Annotated in this window: 12 protein-coding genes; 8 read left to right on the top strand and 4 right to left on the bottom strand. The window is 56.7% G+C overall.

The window, feature by feature from the left end:
- The first annotated feature begins 92 nt into the window (after positions 1 to 92).
- From WJU16_RS09400 to WJU16_RS09385, 4 genes are read left to right on the top strand one after another with little or no spacing between them, the layout of a single operon-like run.
- Positions 93 to 3461 (top strand): TonB-dependent receptor, encoded by a 3369-nt coding sequence (locus tag WJU16_RS09400; protein WP_341838063.1) that lies wholly within the window; start codon positions 93 to 95, stop codon positions 3459 to 3461.
- A gap of 18 nt (positions 3462 to 3479) precedes the next feature.
- Positions 3480 to 4766 (top strand): RagB/SusD family nutrient uptake outer membrane protein, encoded by a 1287-nt coding sequence (locus WJU16_RS09395; protein WP_341838062.1) that lies wholly within the window; start codon positions 3480 to 3482, stop codon positions 4764 to 4766.
- Positions 4767 to 4783: 17 nt separating this feature from the next.
- Entirely contained in the window at positions 4784 to 5695 is a 912-nt protein-coding gene (locus WJU16_RS09390) for a phosphodiester glycosidase family protein (protein WP_341838061.1), read from the top strand.
- 21 nt (positions 5696 to 5716) lie between these two features.
- The gene (locus WJU16_RS09385) at positions 5717 to 7033 is read left to right on the top strand and encodes an SMP-30/gluconolactonase/LRE family protein (RefSeq protein ID WP_341838060.1); all 1317 of its coding nucleotides are present in this window, start codon (positions 5717 to 5719) and stop codon (positions 7031 to 7033) included.
- Positions 7034 to 7118: 85 nt separating this feature from the next.
- Here WJU16_RS09385 and WJU16_RS09380 read toward each other — a convergent pair whose 3' ends face one another.
- Complete coding sequence (locus WJU16_RS09380) at positions 7119 to 8501, bottom strand: chloride channel protein (RefSeq protein ID WP_341838059.1); 1383 nt, start codon at positions 8499 to 8501, stop codon at positions 7119 to 7121.
- Between the two features lie 31 nt (positions 8502 to 8532).
- Positions 8533 to 9627 (bottom strand): hypothetical protein, encoded by a 1095-nt coding sequence (locus tag WJU16_RS09375; RefSeq protein ID WP_341838058.1) that lies wholly within the window; start codon positions 9625 to 9627, stop codon positions 8533 to 8535.
- 183 nt (positions 9628 to 9810) lie between these two features.
- On the opposite strand from WJU16_RS09375, the gene WJU16_RS09370 reads away from it, so the two are divergent.
- The gene (locus WJU16_RS09370; RefSeq protein ID WP_341838057.1) at positions 9811 to 10524 is read left to right on the top strand and encodes a DUF4198 domain-containing protein; all 714 of its coding nucleotides are present in this window, start codon (positions 9811 to 9813) and stop codon (positions 10522 to 10524) included.
- A 451-nt stretch (positions 10525 to 10975) separates the two neighbouring features.
- Here the strand turns inward: WJU16_RS09370 and WJU16_RS09365 are convergent, their stop codons facing one another.
- Positions 10976 to 12106 carry a glycoside hydrolase family 88 protein gene (locus WJU16_RS09365; RefSeq protein WP_341838056.1) on the bottom strand — a complete coding sequence of 377 codons (1131 nt, stop codon included), beginning with the start codon at positions 12104 to 12106 and terminating at the stop codon, positions 10976 to 10978.
- A gap of 290 nt (positions 12107 to 12396) precedes the next feature.
- On the opposite strand from WJU16_RS09365, the gene WJU16_RS09360 reads away from it, so the two are divergent.
- Positions 12397 to 13719 carry an SGNH/GDSL hydrolase family protein gene (locus WJU16_RS09360; protein WP_341838055.1) on the top strand — a complete coding sequence of 441 codons (1323 nt, stop codon included), beginning with the start codon at positions 12397 to 12399 and terminating at the stop codon, positions 13717 to 13719.
- A 4-nt stretch (positions 13720 to 13723) separates the two neighbouring features.
- Here the strand turns inward: WJU16_RS09360 and WJU16_RS09355 are convergent, their stop codons facing one another.
- Complete coding sequence (locus WJU16_RS09355; RefSeq protein ID WP_341838054.1) at positions 13724 to 14173, bottom strand: VOC family protein; 450 nt, start codon at positions 14171 to 14173, stop codon at positions 13724 to 13726.
- Between the two features lie 300 nt (positions 14174 to 14473).
- On the opposite strand from WJU16_RS09355, the gene WJU16_RS09350 reads away from it, so the two are divergent.
- Positions 14474 to 15031: an NADPH-dependent FMN reductase gene (locus WJU16_RS09350; RefSeq protein ID WP_341838053.1), complete on the top strand. Its 558-nt coding sequence runs from the start codon at positions 14474 to 14476 to the stop codon at positions 15029 to 15031.
- 52 nt (positions 15032 to 15083) lie between these two features.
- A complete protein-coding gene (gene gndA / locus WJU16_RS09345; RefSeq protein ID WP_341838052.1) occupies positions 15084 to 16499 on the top strand; it encodes an NADP-dependent phosphogluconate dehydrogenase in 1416 nt (471 codons plus the stop codon).
- Positions 16500 to 16501 lie beyond the last annotated feature (2 nt).

The following is a 16501-nucleotide window of genomic DNA, read 5'->3' as shown; positions in this document are numbered from 1 at the left end:
AGGCCATTGGCCGTTCGGAAGGGACGCCTTCCGGATCGTCCTTGCCATGCCCGTAAGCATACAATAGAATTATTAAACACACAAATGCTGTTATGAAGAAACGCATGAAACCCGCGGCGCATCCCGGTGGCGCGGGCATACGGAGACATAAAGCCCCTCCGGCCCTGCACCTTTTCCTTTTGCTGGCGCTCTTTGCCGGCTTCCCTTCCCATGCCGGCGCCCGCATCCAGGATGTTCCGCTGAACGTGCAGGTGCGCAACGCGGGATTGGAAACGATTTTCAAGATCATCCGCCAGCAAAGCGATTACCTGTTCATTTTTAAAGATGAAAACCTTGCGCGCATCAACACCCGCATCACCCTGCAAATGCAAAACGCATCGATCAGCGAAGTGATGGACAAATGCCTCGACGGCTCGCCGCTCACATACCGCATCGTGGACAAGACGGTGATCCTCATGAGCCGCGACGAGACTGCCAAGGCGGCCGTGAAACTCACGGGCGTGGTCACCGATGCCGACAGCAGGGAACCGCTTCCCGGGGTGTCCGTTGCCGTGAAGGGCGCCGCCGGCGGAACCGTCACGGATGCAAATGGCCGTTTTGCCTTACAGAACGCAGACGTGCCGGCGACGCTGGTGTTCACCTTCATCGGGTATACTTCCAAAACCGTAATGGTAAACGACGATAAACCCGTGCAGATCTTCCTGCAGCGCGAAACCCGCAATATCCAGCAGGTAGTAGTGGTAGGATACGGCACGCAAAAGAAAACGGAGCTTACCGGCTCCATCAGCACCTTCCGGCCGGATGAGCTGAACGCCCGCCCGGTCCTGGGCCCCGACCAGATGCTGCAGGGCCGCATGCCCGGTGTGAATATCTCCTCCTCTTCGGGGATGCCCGGCGCAGGATTGCGCGTGAGCGTCCGCGGAACGGGATCGCTGAGCGCCAGCAACGAACCGCTGTACGTGATCGACGGGGTGCCCATCATTCCGCACGACGCCGGTGTGTTCAATTTCGGCGGCAGGATGAACCCCCTCGCGCAACTGAACCCGCAAGACATCGCGTCCGTCGAAGTGCTGAAAGATGCAGCGTCTGCGGCCATCTACGGCTCCCGCGCCACCAACGGCGTGGTGCTCATCACCACCAAAAACGGCAGGAAAGGCGCCGGGCAGCTGAGCCTCAACGCCTGGGCCGGCATGTCGGAGGTGATGAACCTGCATAAAATCGAAATGGCGGATTCCAAACTCTACCTGGAAGTAGCCAACGAAGCGATCGACAATTACAACAAACAATACGGGTACGAGCCCGGCAACAGCAAATTCATCCAGGGCATCGATCATCCCTACCCGGGCCTGCCCGACACCGACTGGATGGACCTCGTGCTCCGCAAGGCCTGGTCGCAGAACGTGGACCTGTCCGTTTCCGGCGGCAACGATAAAACGACATATTACATCTCCGGCGGTTTCCTCAACCAGCAAGGCACCATCATCTACAACGACCTGAAAAAATACACCGGCCGCATCAACCTCGCCAGCGAGCCCCTCAGCTGGCTGCGCACCGGCGTGAACGTGAGCTTCAGTTATTCCGACAACAACCGTGTGCCCGGCTCCAACCTCGGTTCCACCGTGATGGGCAGGAGCTTGCCGCACCGTCCGTTCGACCGGCCGTACAAGCCCGACGGTTCTTATTACGTAGGTGGCACTTCCGACCTGGTGTACCACAATCCCATCCAGATCCTCAAAGAAGAAGTAGCGCAGCTGCAGAACTACCGGATGATCGGCAACGCCTTCGCAGAGCTGCGCCTTATGCCCGGCCTGACATACAAAACTTCGTTCGGGTCCGATGTGGGCCTCACCAACGATTACGTGTATTACAACGCCAAACATCCTTACGGAACGGGCAACGGCCGCATCGCCGACAACCGCCGCTGGATGACTAATATCCTCCTCGAAAACACCCTGACTTATGGCAAGCGCTTCGGTGAACTGAAGCTCGACGTGCTGGCGGGCCACTCGTTCCAGCGGGTGATGACTTCCACCAGCGGAATCGATGGGAACGGTTTCCCCGCGCCTTCGTTCGACGTGCTGAACGCGGCATCGGTGATCACGAACGCGGGCACCAACCTGTATGGCAACGCCATGGAATCGTATTTCGGGCGCGCCAACCTGGCGTATAAGGAACGTTACCTGTTGGGTGCGTCCATCCGTACCGACGGTTCTTCGCGCTTCTCTCCCAACAACCGCTACGGTTATTTCCCTTCCGTGTCTGCCGGCTGGCAGGTGTCGAAGGAACCCTGGTGGACCCAATCCGGAACCGACCTGAAAGTGCGCATGAGCTACGGTTCCACCGGTAACCAGGAAGGCGTGAGCAACTACGCGTACCAGGCGCTGACCGGCGGCGGGTACAACTACGACGGCAAAAGCGGTATCGCGATCACAGGGTTCGGCAACGAAGCGCTGACCTGGGAAAAAGCCAACCAGCTGGACGCGGGCGTGGAAGTCTCTCTTTGGAAAGGCGCGCTCAGCTTCACGGTGGATTATTTCGTGAAGAACACGACGAATCTCCTGTATAACATGCCCATCCACGCCACATCCGGCTTTACCAGCATCACCAGCAACATCGGATCGATGCGGAACAAGGGCCTGGAACTGGCGCTGAACGGGAATTACAGCTTTGGTGAACTGCAATGGCAATCCGACTTCAACATCTCTTTCATCCGCAACCGCATTACTTCCCTGATCGGCGATAACGACCTGTTGTCGGTAGGTAGCAACCGCGGCCTGCAGGTAGGGAAAGACATCGGCAGCATCTGGGTGTATAAGATGATCGGCATTTTCCAGGACGACAAAGATGTGCCACTGCCGCAATACAACACCGGCGTCCGCGCGGGCGACGTGCATTATGAAGACATCAATGGCGATGGTGTGATCGATATCAACGACCGCCAGGTGGTAGGCAGTTCCAACGCGGATTTCTTCGGGGGCTGGAATAATACATTCCGCTACAAAAACTTCGACCTGACCGTTTTCCTGAATTATACCTACGGAAACGACGTGTACAATACTTCGCGGATCATGGTGGAGAGACTTGGGCAGAACGGGACGAATAATTTCCGGCATGTAGCGGAAGCCCGCTGGACGGGCCCCGGCACAAGCAACACTGTTCCCCGCGCGATCTACAACCAGGCGCAGAATATTGCGAACTCCTCGCGCTGGCTGGAAGACGGCAGTTTTCTGCGTGTAAGGACCGTTTCGCTGGGATACGAGTTGCCGCGCACCTGGCTGCAACGCGCGCATGTGAAGCGTTTGCGCGTGTATGCGCAGGCCGACAACCTCGCGTTGTGGACGAAATATTCCGGCCTCGACCCGGAAGTATCGTCGGACCTGGATCCGCGTTTCATCGGGGAGGATAACCTGGTGCTTCCGCAGCCGCGTTCTTTCAATTTCGGCATCAACCTGCATTTTTAAACCGAAGCAAACATCGTCATGAAAAGAATATTGATACCAGCACTGATCACGGGCAGCCTCATGGTTGCATCCTGCAGCAAACTGCTGGACGTGAAATCGCATTCGGCCGTGGCCACCAACACGCTGTCTGAAGCCGATGTGGAAGCCTTCCTGGTAGGCGTTTACAACCGGGTGCAGAATGCGCCCGGATCCGAGTCGTACATTTCGTTCGATATCGTCGGCGGCAACCTCATCAACTCCGGCGCTACGAGCGACGGGGGGCTTAATACCTTCATCAGCAACGTGCTGCGGCCGGAAAACGGCCTGATGTCCAACGCCTGGAACGGGTATTATGCCTCGCTGTACCAGGTGAATAACCTGTTGGAAACCCTCGCGCGCATCCCGGCTTCCACGCGGAAATCAGAGATCGAAGGCACGGTGCATTTCTTCCGCGGGCTCATTTATTACAACCTCGTCACCCGCTGGGGCGGCGTGCCGGTGCTGGAGCGCAACACGAACGAAAAAGTGTCGCGCAATTCGGAAGCGGAAACCTGGGCGTTCGTTGAAAAAGAATTGGAACTGGCGATAGCCCAGGCGCCGGCGTATGCTACGGGGCAATACTACCGGGTGTCGTCTTCAGCCGCGAAGGCGCTCATGGCGCGTGTGAAGCTCGCGCAGGGGAAGAAAGCGGAAGCCGCAGCGCTGGCGGAGGAAGTGATCGAAAGCGGCTTGTTCGCGCTCGATGCTTTTGAGAAAATTTTCAGGGCTACGGCCAACACCGAAGAGATTTTTTCTTTCAAGAACCTGACCATCGAATCCTCGATTCGCGTGAGCACGCTTTTCTACACCTACGCACACGAAGTGAAAGGGAGCTATGTGTACCGCCCCACCCAGGAAACGATGGATATGTTCACGGCCGACGATAAACGCACCGCCATGTCTGTTGAAACATTTTCCGGGTTGCGGATCATCAACAAATATCCCAGCGGGCAATCGGGCACCGATCCCATCGTGATCGTGCGCCTGGGCGAAATGTACCTGATCAGCGCCGAAGCGCAGGGGATGGCGGGGTTGGACAGGCTTAACGAGCTGCGCGCTTTCCGCGGGCTGGGCCCGGTAAACCCTGTGGGAGAAGCGGCGTATCTCAATGCCGTGTTGCTGGAGCGGAGAAAGGAATTACTGGGCGAAGGGCACCGCTGGTACGACCTCGTGCGCACCGGTAAAGCCGTGTCCGAACTAGGTATTATGGAGCGAGAAGTGAAATACCCCTTGCCCATGAACGAACTGGCACTTAATACCAACCTCGATCAAAACGACGATTACTAATCCTTCAAAACGATTCTATGCTGCTTAAATATAAACTGGTATGGGGATTGACGCTGGTGTACGCATTGCTGATCGGCTGTAAGAAAGACGAAGCCATAGCGCAGGCGCCCTATACAATCAAAAGCCCCCTGACCCAACGCATCCTCGACAGCGCGGGCGTGATGGCGCAGGTTTTCAGCGACACCCTGTTCGAAGTGGCGCCCGGCATTAAGGAAACCGATATCCACTACCTGAGCCGCGAAGGATACTCCATGCGCGCCTTCATCCTCGAGGTGGACGCTAACCACCCGGGCCTCCTGCTGCAGGCGGGGACGCCCTACAACGCCGCAGCCTACGCAATGCAGACCGTGCCCGACATGGCCAAATACATCGAAAAACCCGGATACAAAGTTTTGGCCGGTGTGAACGCGGATTTCTTCAACACCTCCACCGGTGAGCCCCGCGGCATATACGTGCGCGACGGCGTGGTGCTCAAAACCACCTGGGCCAACGCGCGCAGCGCCACGTTTATGGGCGTGCTGAAAAACGGGAAACCCTACATCGGCGACCGGCAGGATTTCCTGGCCGTGCAAAACGACCTGGAAGACGCACTCGGCGGCGGTCCCATGCTGGTCAGGGATAACCAGATCCTCACCCAAACCGATCTTTCCGTGGAGCCCCGCACCGGCATCGGTATGAACGCTCAGGGGAAAATGTACTTCATCGTGGTCGACGGCCGCAGCTTTTATTACTCTAACGGCTGCACCATCACCCAGCTGGGCCAAATGCTGAAAGCCTGCGGTTCCACCATCGCCATCAACGTCGACGGCGGCGGCAGCAGCACTTTCATGATTAAACATCCGCTGGCAGATGTATGGCAGGTGCGCAACCGTCCCAGCGACGGCACCAACCGCGCCGTGGGCAACGCCTGGATGATCATTTCCCAATAACCTGATTCAATTCTGCCAGACATGAAAAAAATTATATCCTGCTTACTGCTGCCGGCTTTCGCTTTGCTGGCGGCATGCGATAAAGACGACGATGCGGAAAAGCCCGTCACGCCCTCCATCATCGCCGTATATCCTTCTTCGGGACATCCGAATATGATCATCACGATCAAGGGTAAAAACTTCAGTACCATCCGTGCCGAAAACACCGTGCAGCTCGGGGGGAAGGCCGCTGTCGTAATTGAAGCGTCGGAAAACGCGTTGCAGGTGGTTTCGCCGGAAGACGGCACCACCGGCCCGGTAACCGTTGCAACGCCGAAAGGCACCGTAACGGGTGGGCTGTTCACTTATCTGCCGCCGCTGGAAGAATACCAGGTGACTACCCTCGCCGGTAGCGGCACCGCCGGTTCGGTGGATGGCCCTGTTGCCGATGCGCTGTTCCGCACGGTGCAAGGCGTGGCCATTGGTAACGATGGCTCCGTGATTGTGACCGACCGCGGCAACAACCGCATCCGCCGGATTACCACCGCCGGTCAGGCCGTTCCCATCGCGGGCGCCACCACGGCCGGTTATGTGAATGCCACCGGGGCCGCGGCGAGGTTCCGCCTGCCCTGGCGCGCCGTGGAAGATGCGCAGGGAAATATTTTCGTGGCCGACCGCGATAACCACGCCATCCGCAAAATCACCCCCGCCGGTGTTGTTAGCACCGTTGCCGGGACAGGCGTTTCCGGATTCGCGGATGGAGATGCCAGTACGGCACAATTCAACCAGCCGCTGGATATCGTGGCAGACGCCGCAGGAAACCTGTATGTTGCAGATAACAATAACCACCGCATCCGCAAAATTTCGGCAGACGGACAAGTGACCACCCTTGCCGGGAACGGAACGCCCGCTTTCGCCAACGGAACAGGCACCGCCGCCCAGTTCCGCAACCCGAGCGGATTGGAAATCGATAAGGACGGGAATCTGCTCATCGCCGACAGGCTCAACCAGCGCATCCGTAAAGTGACGCCGGCGGGAGTGGTAACTACGCTCGCGGGCGATGGCAATTCCGGCTACCTCGACGGCGATGCCGCCGGCGCGCGGTTCGCCGATCCTTACGGCATCACGATCGACGGAGACGGGAATGTGTACGTAGCCGATCTGAACAACCACAAAATCCGGAAGATTTCACCGGACGGGAAAGTGGTGTCCATCGCGGGCGGCGCGCGCGGATTCACGGACGGGCTGGGCGCGGGCGCGCAGCTCAACACGCCGACAGACGTTTGTGTGGACGCGCAGGGCAACGTGTACGTGGCCGACCAGGCAAATCATGCTATCCGTAAACTGACGAAAAAATAGAACCCGATGCCGTCCTTTTCAGGAGGGCAGAAACGAACAGCCCCCGGTGCTTCGCTGCGCCGGGGGCTGTTTTTTTATGAAGGGATCAGAAGTGATCGGGGAGGTAATCGTCGGACAGGATTTTCTTTTCCACCAGCGATTTATGGTACACCGAATACTTGATGTATTTGCGGGTGATGAAGTAGGAGATGGCCGTTACGATCATCAGCGGCACGAACAGTTTGTAGCCCCCGGAAATCTCCGCCAGCAGGAAGATGGCGGTGAGCGGTGCGTGCATCACGCCAGCCAGCACGCCGGCCATGGCGGTGATGATAAAGTTGGGGGTGTTAAGATGGTAAATGCCGGTTACGTTGACAAGATAGGCGAACAGGAACCCCGTAATCCCGCCCGTGATCATCGACGGTGCGAAAACACCGCCGTTGCCGCCGGCGCAGATGGTCAGCACTGCGCAGATCACTTTAAAAGTGATGAGCAAAACCGACATGAGGATCACCGCCCAGATTTCCGTGCTGTACCCTTGCAGGAGCGAGTGGGAAGTGATGGCGGCATAGTTGCCGGCCAGCAGCTGGGTGATGGTGGAGTAACCTTCGCCGTAGAGGCCCGGCAGGAAAAAGATGATGCCGCAAAGCGGGACGCCCGCCATCAGCCAGGTTTTCCAGCTCATTTTGCGTTTGTGGAAAAATCCTTCGATCCATTCCACCATGTGTGTAACGTATACCGATACCATACCGCAGGCGATGCCGAGGCAGATGTAAAACGGGATGGCCTGGATGTTCCAGCTTTCGCTGGCGGTAAAAATAAATTTCCCGGGATAGATCAGTTGGGATACCACGGTGGCCGTGGCGGTGGAGATCAGGAGGGGAATGAAGAAGGGAATGGTAAAATCGAGGAGGAAGATTTCGAGGACGAAGATGATCCCGGCGAACGGGCTGTTGAACACCGCCGCGATACCGCTGGCAGTGCCGCAGGCGAGGAGCAGAACGGTATCTTTTGAAGATAGCCGGAGGTCGCGGCCGGTATTGGAACCGATGGCGGCGCCGGTGGCCACGATGGGTGCTTCCAGGCCCACGCTGCCGCCAAAGCCCGTGGTGAGCGCTGCGGTGAGGATGTGGCCGTAAGTATGCCTTTTTTCGATCCTGCCTTTATTGGCGACGATGTTATGGATAATAAAACCGATCCCCCGGTTCAGCCGTCCCTGGAAAAAACGGGTGAGCAACAGAAAAGAAAGGCCGGTGCCGATCAGCGGGAAGATGGCCGACAGCCAGTTGCTGCCCATCCAGTCGTTCATCGACTCCGCACGGTGCTCGAAAAACGCTACAGACACCTTGAGCGCTACTGCCGCGAGGGCTGCAATCACGCCAACGATGAAACTGATAAGAATTAAAAAATTACGGTGGGAGGTATATTTCGACCTGATATTTCCCAGCTTGACCAATAACCTGTAATACTTGTTTCCGGTTCCTTCCATCCGGCTAAATTAGTAAAACGAAGTTTAATGGTCAGTTTCCGGTCCGGAATTGGACCTTTTCCACGATCACACCGAGCTTTTTTACGCCCGATGCATCGGACCGGAAAGATTTTTCGCCGGTGAAGGAATCATAGAGCTTGGGGTCCCCGGTATTGAGCGCCCTGAACAGGAGGTGAACGCCCTTATTATCGAGCTGGCCGCCGTCGAAGCTCTGGACGGTGCCGCCGTTGGTCCATTCGAAACCATTGATCCGGAAGCCTCTGCCGTTAACTTTCTGCACTTTATCGACAGGGTCGCCGGGTTTGATCCCGAAAGGCGCGCGCCATTTGGCGTTTTCCTGGCCGAAAGTGATGGTTTTGGTGGAATCTTTATAGAAAACCACGGCCATTTCGTTCTCCGTATCCGGGTAAACGACCCAGGCTTTGCCGGCGTCATTGCCGTCGAAGTCGGTGGCGTCGCGGAGTTCCACATTTTGCTTGCCGTAGAGGTCAAGCAGCTGGTCGGGTTTGGTCATCCCGAAAACGAGGCGCACGTCCCAGTTACGGGTATCGGCGGATTCCACGCCGGCGGCGGTAGTGTTGATGGTGGCGGGCGCTCCGGCAGCCTGTTGGGTGGCCTGTGCGGCGGCGGGAGGCGTACCTTCGAGGTTGGCGGCTGTGGCCTGGTTCATATTGGCCGGCGGCGCTACCATAAGCGTGATGGCTTTCGGGATGGCGCCGGATTTGTACAGGGCGCCTTTCTCGTCTATCAGTTCCTTGGCTTCGTTTTTATATTTATTGACCGTATAGGTGGCAATCGGGAAAACATTACCCGACTTGATATCCATCGCGCGGAGGTTGGTAATGAACGTTTGCCGGTCGCAATCGCTGTATTGATAAAGGAATTTCAGGGCAGCGTCAATGGTTGCGGGATCTTTCTTCAGGTCCTGCATCGTTTTGTCGATTTCCAGTCCGCCGGCTCCGGTGCGGCTCATCTGCTCCGTGACAAATACCAGCGCGGGGTCGTTGAGTTTAAGGAAAGTGGCGGCCATTTTGGTGGAAATGTCGTCTATGGCGGATTCCGTCAGCTTTTGGGCGGAGGCGGCAAGGGGCAGGGAGAGAACGAGCAGTAAGAAGAACCGTTTCATGCGGGTAATTTTATATGGCTGTGCGTGTATAACGCATATCATTGTTACTAAATTATGGAAATATCCCTATCGGAGCGCAAAATACATGCCCGTGATTTTTCCCGGATGCGTAAATCAAATTTCCGATCCGATCATCTTCCCCAACTCCCGGGCCATAATTTTACGCCTTCAAAACAGAAGCTTATGTCATCACGTTTTACATGTATGCTGGCCCTGGCGCTTTTTACCGCCATCAATTCCTTCGGCCACGCACTTTGGATAGAAACCAGTCCGGTTGGTAAGAAAGGCCAGGCGCAGGAAGTTAGGGTGTTCTGGGGCGAATTCGCCGATAAGGACATCTCTCCCCTCGACAAATGGTTCTCCGACACCAAATCCTACGCCCTTTCCGTGATCACCCCCGACGGGAAAGTGCTGCCCCTGCAGAGCGCTCCCGGTAAAGATCACTATAAAGCTTTCTTCACCCCGGACCAGGACGGCGCTTATACAGTTGTCATGAAACACGTAGTAAGAGACGTTTACCACGGCAGCCGCCTCGATTACCACTCCAGCGCCGTGGTGCGCGTAGGCGCTTCCGCCCAGCTGGACGCCGCCGCCAACCAGAACGTGCTGAGCGTATATACGGCCCCCAATGCCACCCTGAAAGCCGGACAAAACATTGATTTCTATACGCTTAAAGAACTGAAGCCCGCCGTTGGCCAGGAAGTGGAAGTGATCGCGCCGAACGGCTGGGGCAAGAAGCTCTGGGCCGACAGCACCGGCAAAGCCTCCTTCACGCCCATCTGGCCCGGCCGTTACATGGTAGAAGTTGCCGGTACCAAGGAAGAAAAAGGCGACCACAACGGCAAGGCTTACGAAAAGATCTGGCGTTGTGCAACTTATTGCATAGAAGTAAAATAAATAAGAGCGTCGTACAGATTCCATGTTTGTGCCCCAAACCTCCCGGAATCGCATTCGGGAGGTTTTTTTATTGTCACGATAATGTCAATGATGCTGACATCTTACTGCCATCCTTCGTTCATCCTTCGTCGGTGTTCGTTGGTGGTGCGGGTTTGAGGGCGTTTAAACGAAGGAAGGACGAAGGATGAACGAAGGATGAACGAAGGTTTCGCCTGGATAAGGAGGATTTTGGCTGCTGACATCCTGCTGACATCCTTCAGTGATCCTCCAAGGGTGTCCAATGCTGGCTTAGGTTTGAGGGCGTTTGATTGAAGGATGGTAGAAGGATGGTAGAAGGTTCCCTGAAGCTTTCAATTTCTTGTTCGCGATTCGCGAACAGCGAACGGGGCGCTGATAAAAACGCCGGAGCCTCCAGGCCCCGGCGTTGCTTTTTATAGGATATGATTCGGAACTAACGGAGTAAAGCCGTGGCGCACCACAGCAGGGGAGCCTGCCCGTGCAGGTCGCCCGTGAGGCGCTTGCGGTCCAGGTAATATTGGTGGTCGTTTTTCATGTTAGTGCCTTCGCAGACGTTGCGGATATCCGCGTTTTCGTCGAGGTACGTGATGAGCGAAAGCCAGGCCTTCCGCGCGGCTGGACCGTACGTTTTGGCGTCCAGCCAGCCGTTTTTGACGCCGGTGATCATGGCGAAGGCGAACATCCCCGTGCAGGAGGTCTCTTTCCAGGAATTGGGGTCGTCGACCAGCTGGTGCCACATGCCGTCGACCGATTGGTACTTCAGCAGTGAAGCCATCATGTGGCGGTATGCCTGGAGGATGCGCGGGCGGTTGGGATTGTCTTTCGGGACGGACCGCAGCAGTTCTGCCATGCCGGCGGCCATCCAGCCGTTGCCGCGGCCCCAGAAGAAGGGGGCCGAAGGCGCGTGGTAGAACAGGCCGTTGGGTTGCTGGAGGGAATCGAGATAGAGGATCATTTCGTTGGCGGCGCGGTCGATGTAGGAGCGGTCGCCCGTGGCGCGGGTGGCCTGCGATTGCACCGCGGTGATCATGAACATATCGTCGATCCAGAGGCGCGTTTGCCAGGTGTAACCCTGGCTGTAAAAGCGATGGCTGGCGGGCACCACGCGCTTGCCTTCCGGCGGGCCCCATTGTTTGTCGGCGATGTGTTTGCCGAGCCGGAGGTAGCGGTCTTCTTTCGTTTGGAGGTACAGTTCGAGGGGAACGGATCCGAAGACGGTATAATCCACGTGGTCCGGTATGGGAATGAGGGTGTCCCGAGCACCGAAGAGCGGCTCGAACCGGTTGGCCAGTTGCTGGCGGAGCGGGGTGTTGCCGGTGACCTGCGCGAAGGTGAGCGCGCCGTACCAGGTACAGGTTTCGGGGTAGGTGATGACCCTGGGCGGGAAGGGACGCCCGAAGTTGGTATGCGGCGTGGCGATGAACCGGGCGGCCACTTTGCGGCCGATTTCTTCCGGCGTGGCGCCGGCGGGAAAATTGCGCAGGGCGTTCTTGCCCGACTGCGCCGACAGGCTCGCCGGAAGCAGCAGCAGCGCGGCGAGCCCCTTCAAAAGGCTCATTTTCATAACATGCGGAATTTGAATGCATCACAATGTATGCAAACGTTTGCAATACTGCAAACAGCGGTTGCGTAGAAATACGGTATTTCAGGAATCAGCGGTTGTACTCGTGTTTTTCTTACGGGAGGGGCCTACTTTTGTATCGCTAGTCTGATAACTACTGTTTGTTTTCCCCCAATCCCCTCTGCGAAAGCGCATCTCCCCCGGATGTGCTTTCTTTTTTTATACATCGTCCCTCCGGAATGGATTTAAAACCCGGGTTGCGTATATTGGGTGCGGAACCTTTATCATCTACCATGCGTACACGAATTCTCATCTTCTTCCTGCTGGCTTTCCACGCAGCTTCGGCACAATATTTTAAAAACGGCGACCGTGTCGTTTTTTCCGGCAACAGCATCACCCATAACGGCGATTACTGGCACAACGTGGCCTTGTATTACGCTACCCGCTTCCCCGCGCGAAATGTGCAGTTCTTCAACGGCGGCATCAGCGGCGACGTGGCTTCCGGCATGATCCGCCGCCTGCAAAGCGATATCCTTTCCCATCAACCGACGCATGTGGTGGTGATGATCGGAATGAACGACGTGAACCGCCCGCTGTACGACCCGCGCCGCAGAAATGAGCCGGGCATCCGTGAAAAGCAACAGGAAGCTATCGCAGCCTACAAACGCAACCTCGATAGCCTCGTTAACCTGCTGCTCGCCGCGAAAGTGAATGTCATCCTGCAAACGCCTTCCATTTACGACCAAACTTCCAAAATGGCCAGCACCAATAATTTCGGGGCAAACGACGGCCTGTGGGAATGCGGCGAATTCGTGAAAAGCGTGGCGAAAAAACACAAACTGCCCCTGGTGGATTATTGGGCGATGATGGTGGAAAAAAACAAATTGGCGCAATCCGCTGATTCCACGGCCACGATCGTCGGCAAAGACCGCGTCCATCCCGCCGGGCCGGGGCATCTGCTCATGGGTTGGGAATGGTTGCGAACGATGAAGTCGGAGCCGTTTGTGTCGTACATGGTGATTGATAAAACGACTGCCTCCAGCCAGGAGAAGAGCAAATTCTGCAAGATATCGGACCTGAAGCGCGATAAAAAGGAAATCTCGTTCACGATGCTGGAATCCGCGCTGCCGTTTCCCCTGCGCGCCGACCAGCAAGCCGCGTTGCAACTGGCGCCGGTCATCAACGACATCAGCCGGGAAATGCTGTTCGTGCATTTTATCGAACCGGGCAATTATACCTTATATATTGACGACGAAAAGATCGGTACCTGGTTTTCCGGCGCCCTGGAAAGGGGATTGAACCTCGCCGGGCTAACAGGCACGCCACAATACCGCCAGGCGCTGGAAGTGCAAAAACATATGGCTGAAGCCTGGAAGCTGGAAAAACTCCTCCGCGACATGAAGCTGGTGGAGCACCGTTTTGCCAAAGACCTGGATGCATTTACGGCCAGCCCCGGCGCTTCCGGCCTCGATTCCACCAATATCAAGCGCGTGATCGCCTACCAGAAAAACAAGCCCCGCGAAGCGGAGATCATTAAAGCATTCGCGGAAGCCTCGGTAATCCCGGCGGCATTGCGCACACCGGTTCCCCACCGGTTCAGGCTCGTTAAAGAATAAAGCATTACTCCCTGGCGTCATTCACTTCGATCCAGTATCCGTCGGGATCCTGCAGGTAGATTTGCTGCACGCCGTCGACCCGTTTGGTGACTTTCCCTTTTTCGCCGGCCCAGTTGATGAACGGGATGCCGGCTTTCGCCAGTTTATCGATGAATTGTCCGACGGAGGGCACGCTGAAGCAGATGTGCGAATTGCGGTCGCCGGTGTAGGGCGCCGTGGCCCCTGCGATGAGGTGCAGGTGGCTTTTCGGGCCCACCGAAAACCAGGTGTGCTTGCCGTCGTGGAAGGGCTCGGGAATGGTATCGAGGCCCACCAGGTCGCGGTAGAAAGCTGTGGATTTTTCCAGGTGCTGGACGTAAAGGGCCAGGTGGTTGAGGCTGGCTTTGGTTTTTTGCTGGGCCGAAACAGCCGTAGCGGCGGCGGCGAACAGGCAGGTCAGGAGCGCTTTTTTCATAATGTATACAAGATAAATAATTCTGCGGCACGGGACTTGTAATAGTAAAACGACAGTTTACCTGTTTGGGGTTACCGATTAACAATCAGTGGGTTAGGCGCTGCCTGCCCAAAGGTTGGCAGTGCCTGTTCCGGTTGGTGAAGTGATTGGTAAGACTGTTATCCATAAACCCCATAACCGGCTGCCGGCTTGTCTGGTGGCTGGTTTTCGTCGTTCCTGCCCTTTCTCCCCCTGTTTTTCCTTTTCCTGATGCTTTTTTGTACCTATTTTTGCCGCGTTGATGTTCGAACTGCAAACCACATGAGTACCAACGTACATATTGCGGGTCTTTCCGGTAGTCTCCGGAAAGGCTCATACAACACGGCGCTGCTGCGCGCCGTCCTGGCCAATCTTCCGGCGGGGATGACTTCCGAAATCGTCACATTTGATGAAGTTCCATTATATAACGCCGACCTCGATACGGGGGAGCGGCCGCCTTCGGTGGTAGCGATGCGTGAGGCGCTGGCGCGGGCGGATGCGTTTTTAATCGTGTCCCCCGAGTATAATTATTCGATCCCGGGCGGGTTGAAAAACGCCATCGACTGGGCGAGCCGTGGCACGGATGCGCCTTTGATGCACAAACCGGTAGCCCTGATGGGCGCCACGCCGGGGATGTGGGGAACGGTGCGGATGCAGCTGGCGTTCAAACCTGTTTTCCAATTTCTGGATATGAAACAGATCGCCAAGCCCGAAGTGCTGGTGGCCGCCGCGCCGTCAAAATTCGACGAACAGGGCAACCTGACCGACGAGAAGGTGAAGGAGCTGGCGCACCGGGCGCTGGAAGCGCTCCGCGATCTTACCTTGCAACTCCGCAAATAATTAATGGGGGCAAAAGGCTAATTTCGCCCCTTCAATACTGATAACTGAATATATGTCAAACAGCTTGTATGAATTCGGCATGATCGGCCTGGGGGTAATGGGGCGCAACCTGTTGCTCAACATGGCGGACCATGGATTTGCCGTGATCGGCTTCGACAAGGACACGGAGAAGGCCAAAGCCCTCGAAACCTCCGCCACCGCAGGCACCCGCGTGAAAGGCGTGGTGTCGCTGGAAGAAATGGTAGGGCAATTGCAAAGCCCCCGCAGGATCATGATGCTCGTTCCGGCAGGCAAGCCGGTCGACGAAGTGCTGGAATCGCTGCGCCCGCTCCTGGCGCCCGGCGATATTGTGATCGACGGCGGCAATTCCCATTTCACCGACACCCTTCGCCGGGTGGAGCGCATGAAAGCGGCCGGGTTCCATTTCATGGGCGTGGGCGTGTCCGGCGGCGAGCAAGGCGCGCGCACAGGCCCGAGCATCATGCCGGGTGGCGACAAGGAAGCCTACGACCACGTAAAACCTATGCTGGAAGCCATCGCGGCCAAAGTGAACGGCGAGCCCTGCGTGGCTTACCTGGGCAAGGGCGCCGCCGGCCAGTACGTGAAAATGGTGCATAACGGCATCGAATACGCCATCATGCAGCTGATCAGCGAAAGCTACCGGCTCCTCAAATCCGCCGGCCTCAACAACGACCAGCTCCACGAAGTATATAAAACATGGAATGCAGGAGAGATGCAGTCTTTCCTCCTGGAAATTACCGCCGACATTTTCCTGCAGCCCGACGATAAATCCGGCCAGCGCCTGATCGATGTTATCCTCGACAAGGCCGGCTCCAAAGGCACCGGCAAATGGACTTCCCAGGAAGCCATGGACCTCGCCGTTCCCGTGACCATCATCGACACGGCGGTATCTATGCGCAGCATTTCGGCTTATAAAGACGAAAGGGTGCAGGCATCCAAAGTGTACGCCGAGCCTAAGATTCCCGTTCCCGCGGAAACGAAGCTGTTCATCGACCAGGTGAAAGACGCGCTGCAGTTTGCTACCGTAATGTGTTACGCACAGGGCATGGCCATGCTGCATACCGCTTCCGAAGCACACGATATGCAGATCCCGCTCCCCGAGGCCGTGAAGGTATGGCGTGGCGGATGCATCATCCGTTCGGCCCTGTTGGGCACTTTCTACGAGGCGCTCAAATCCGCCCCGGAAGTTCCCAACCTGTTATTGAACAAAGCGGTGTCCGAAATAGTCAAATCCAAAGAACATAACATGCGCGCCGTGATCGTACAGGCGGCCCAGGCAGGCCTGCCGGCAGCGGGCTTCATGGCCGCCCTGTCGTATTTCGACGCATACCGCTGCGAAGTGCTGCCCACCAACATGGTGCAGGCGCAACGCGATTACTTCGGCGCGCATACTTATCAGCGTATAGACATGCCAGGCAGTTTTCACACCAACTGGCAACACCATTAATC

The sequence above is a fragment of the Chitinophaga pollutisoli genome, assembly GCF_038396755.1.
Lineage (GTDB): Bacteria > Bacteroidota > Bacteroidia > Chitinophagales > Chitinophagaceae > Chitinophaga > Chitinophaga pollutisoli.
The sequence above is the reverse complement of the archived record's forward strand: the minus strand, read 5'-3'. Positions and strand labels throughout refer to the sequence as shown.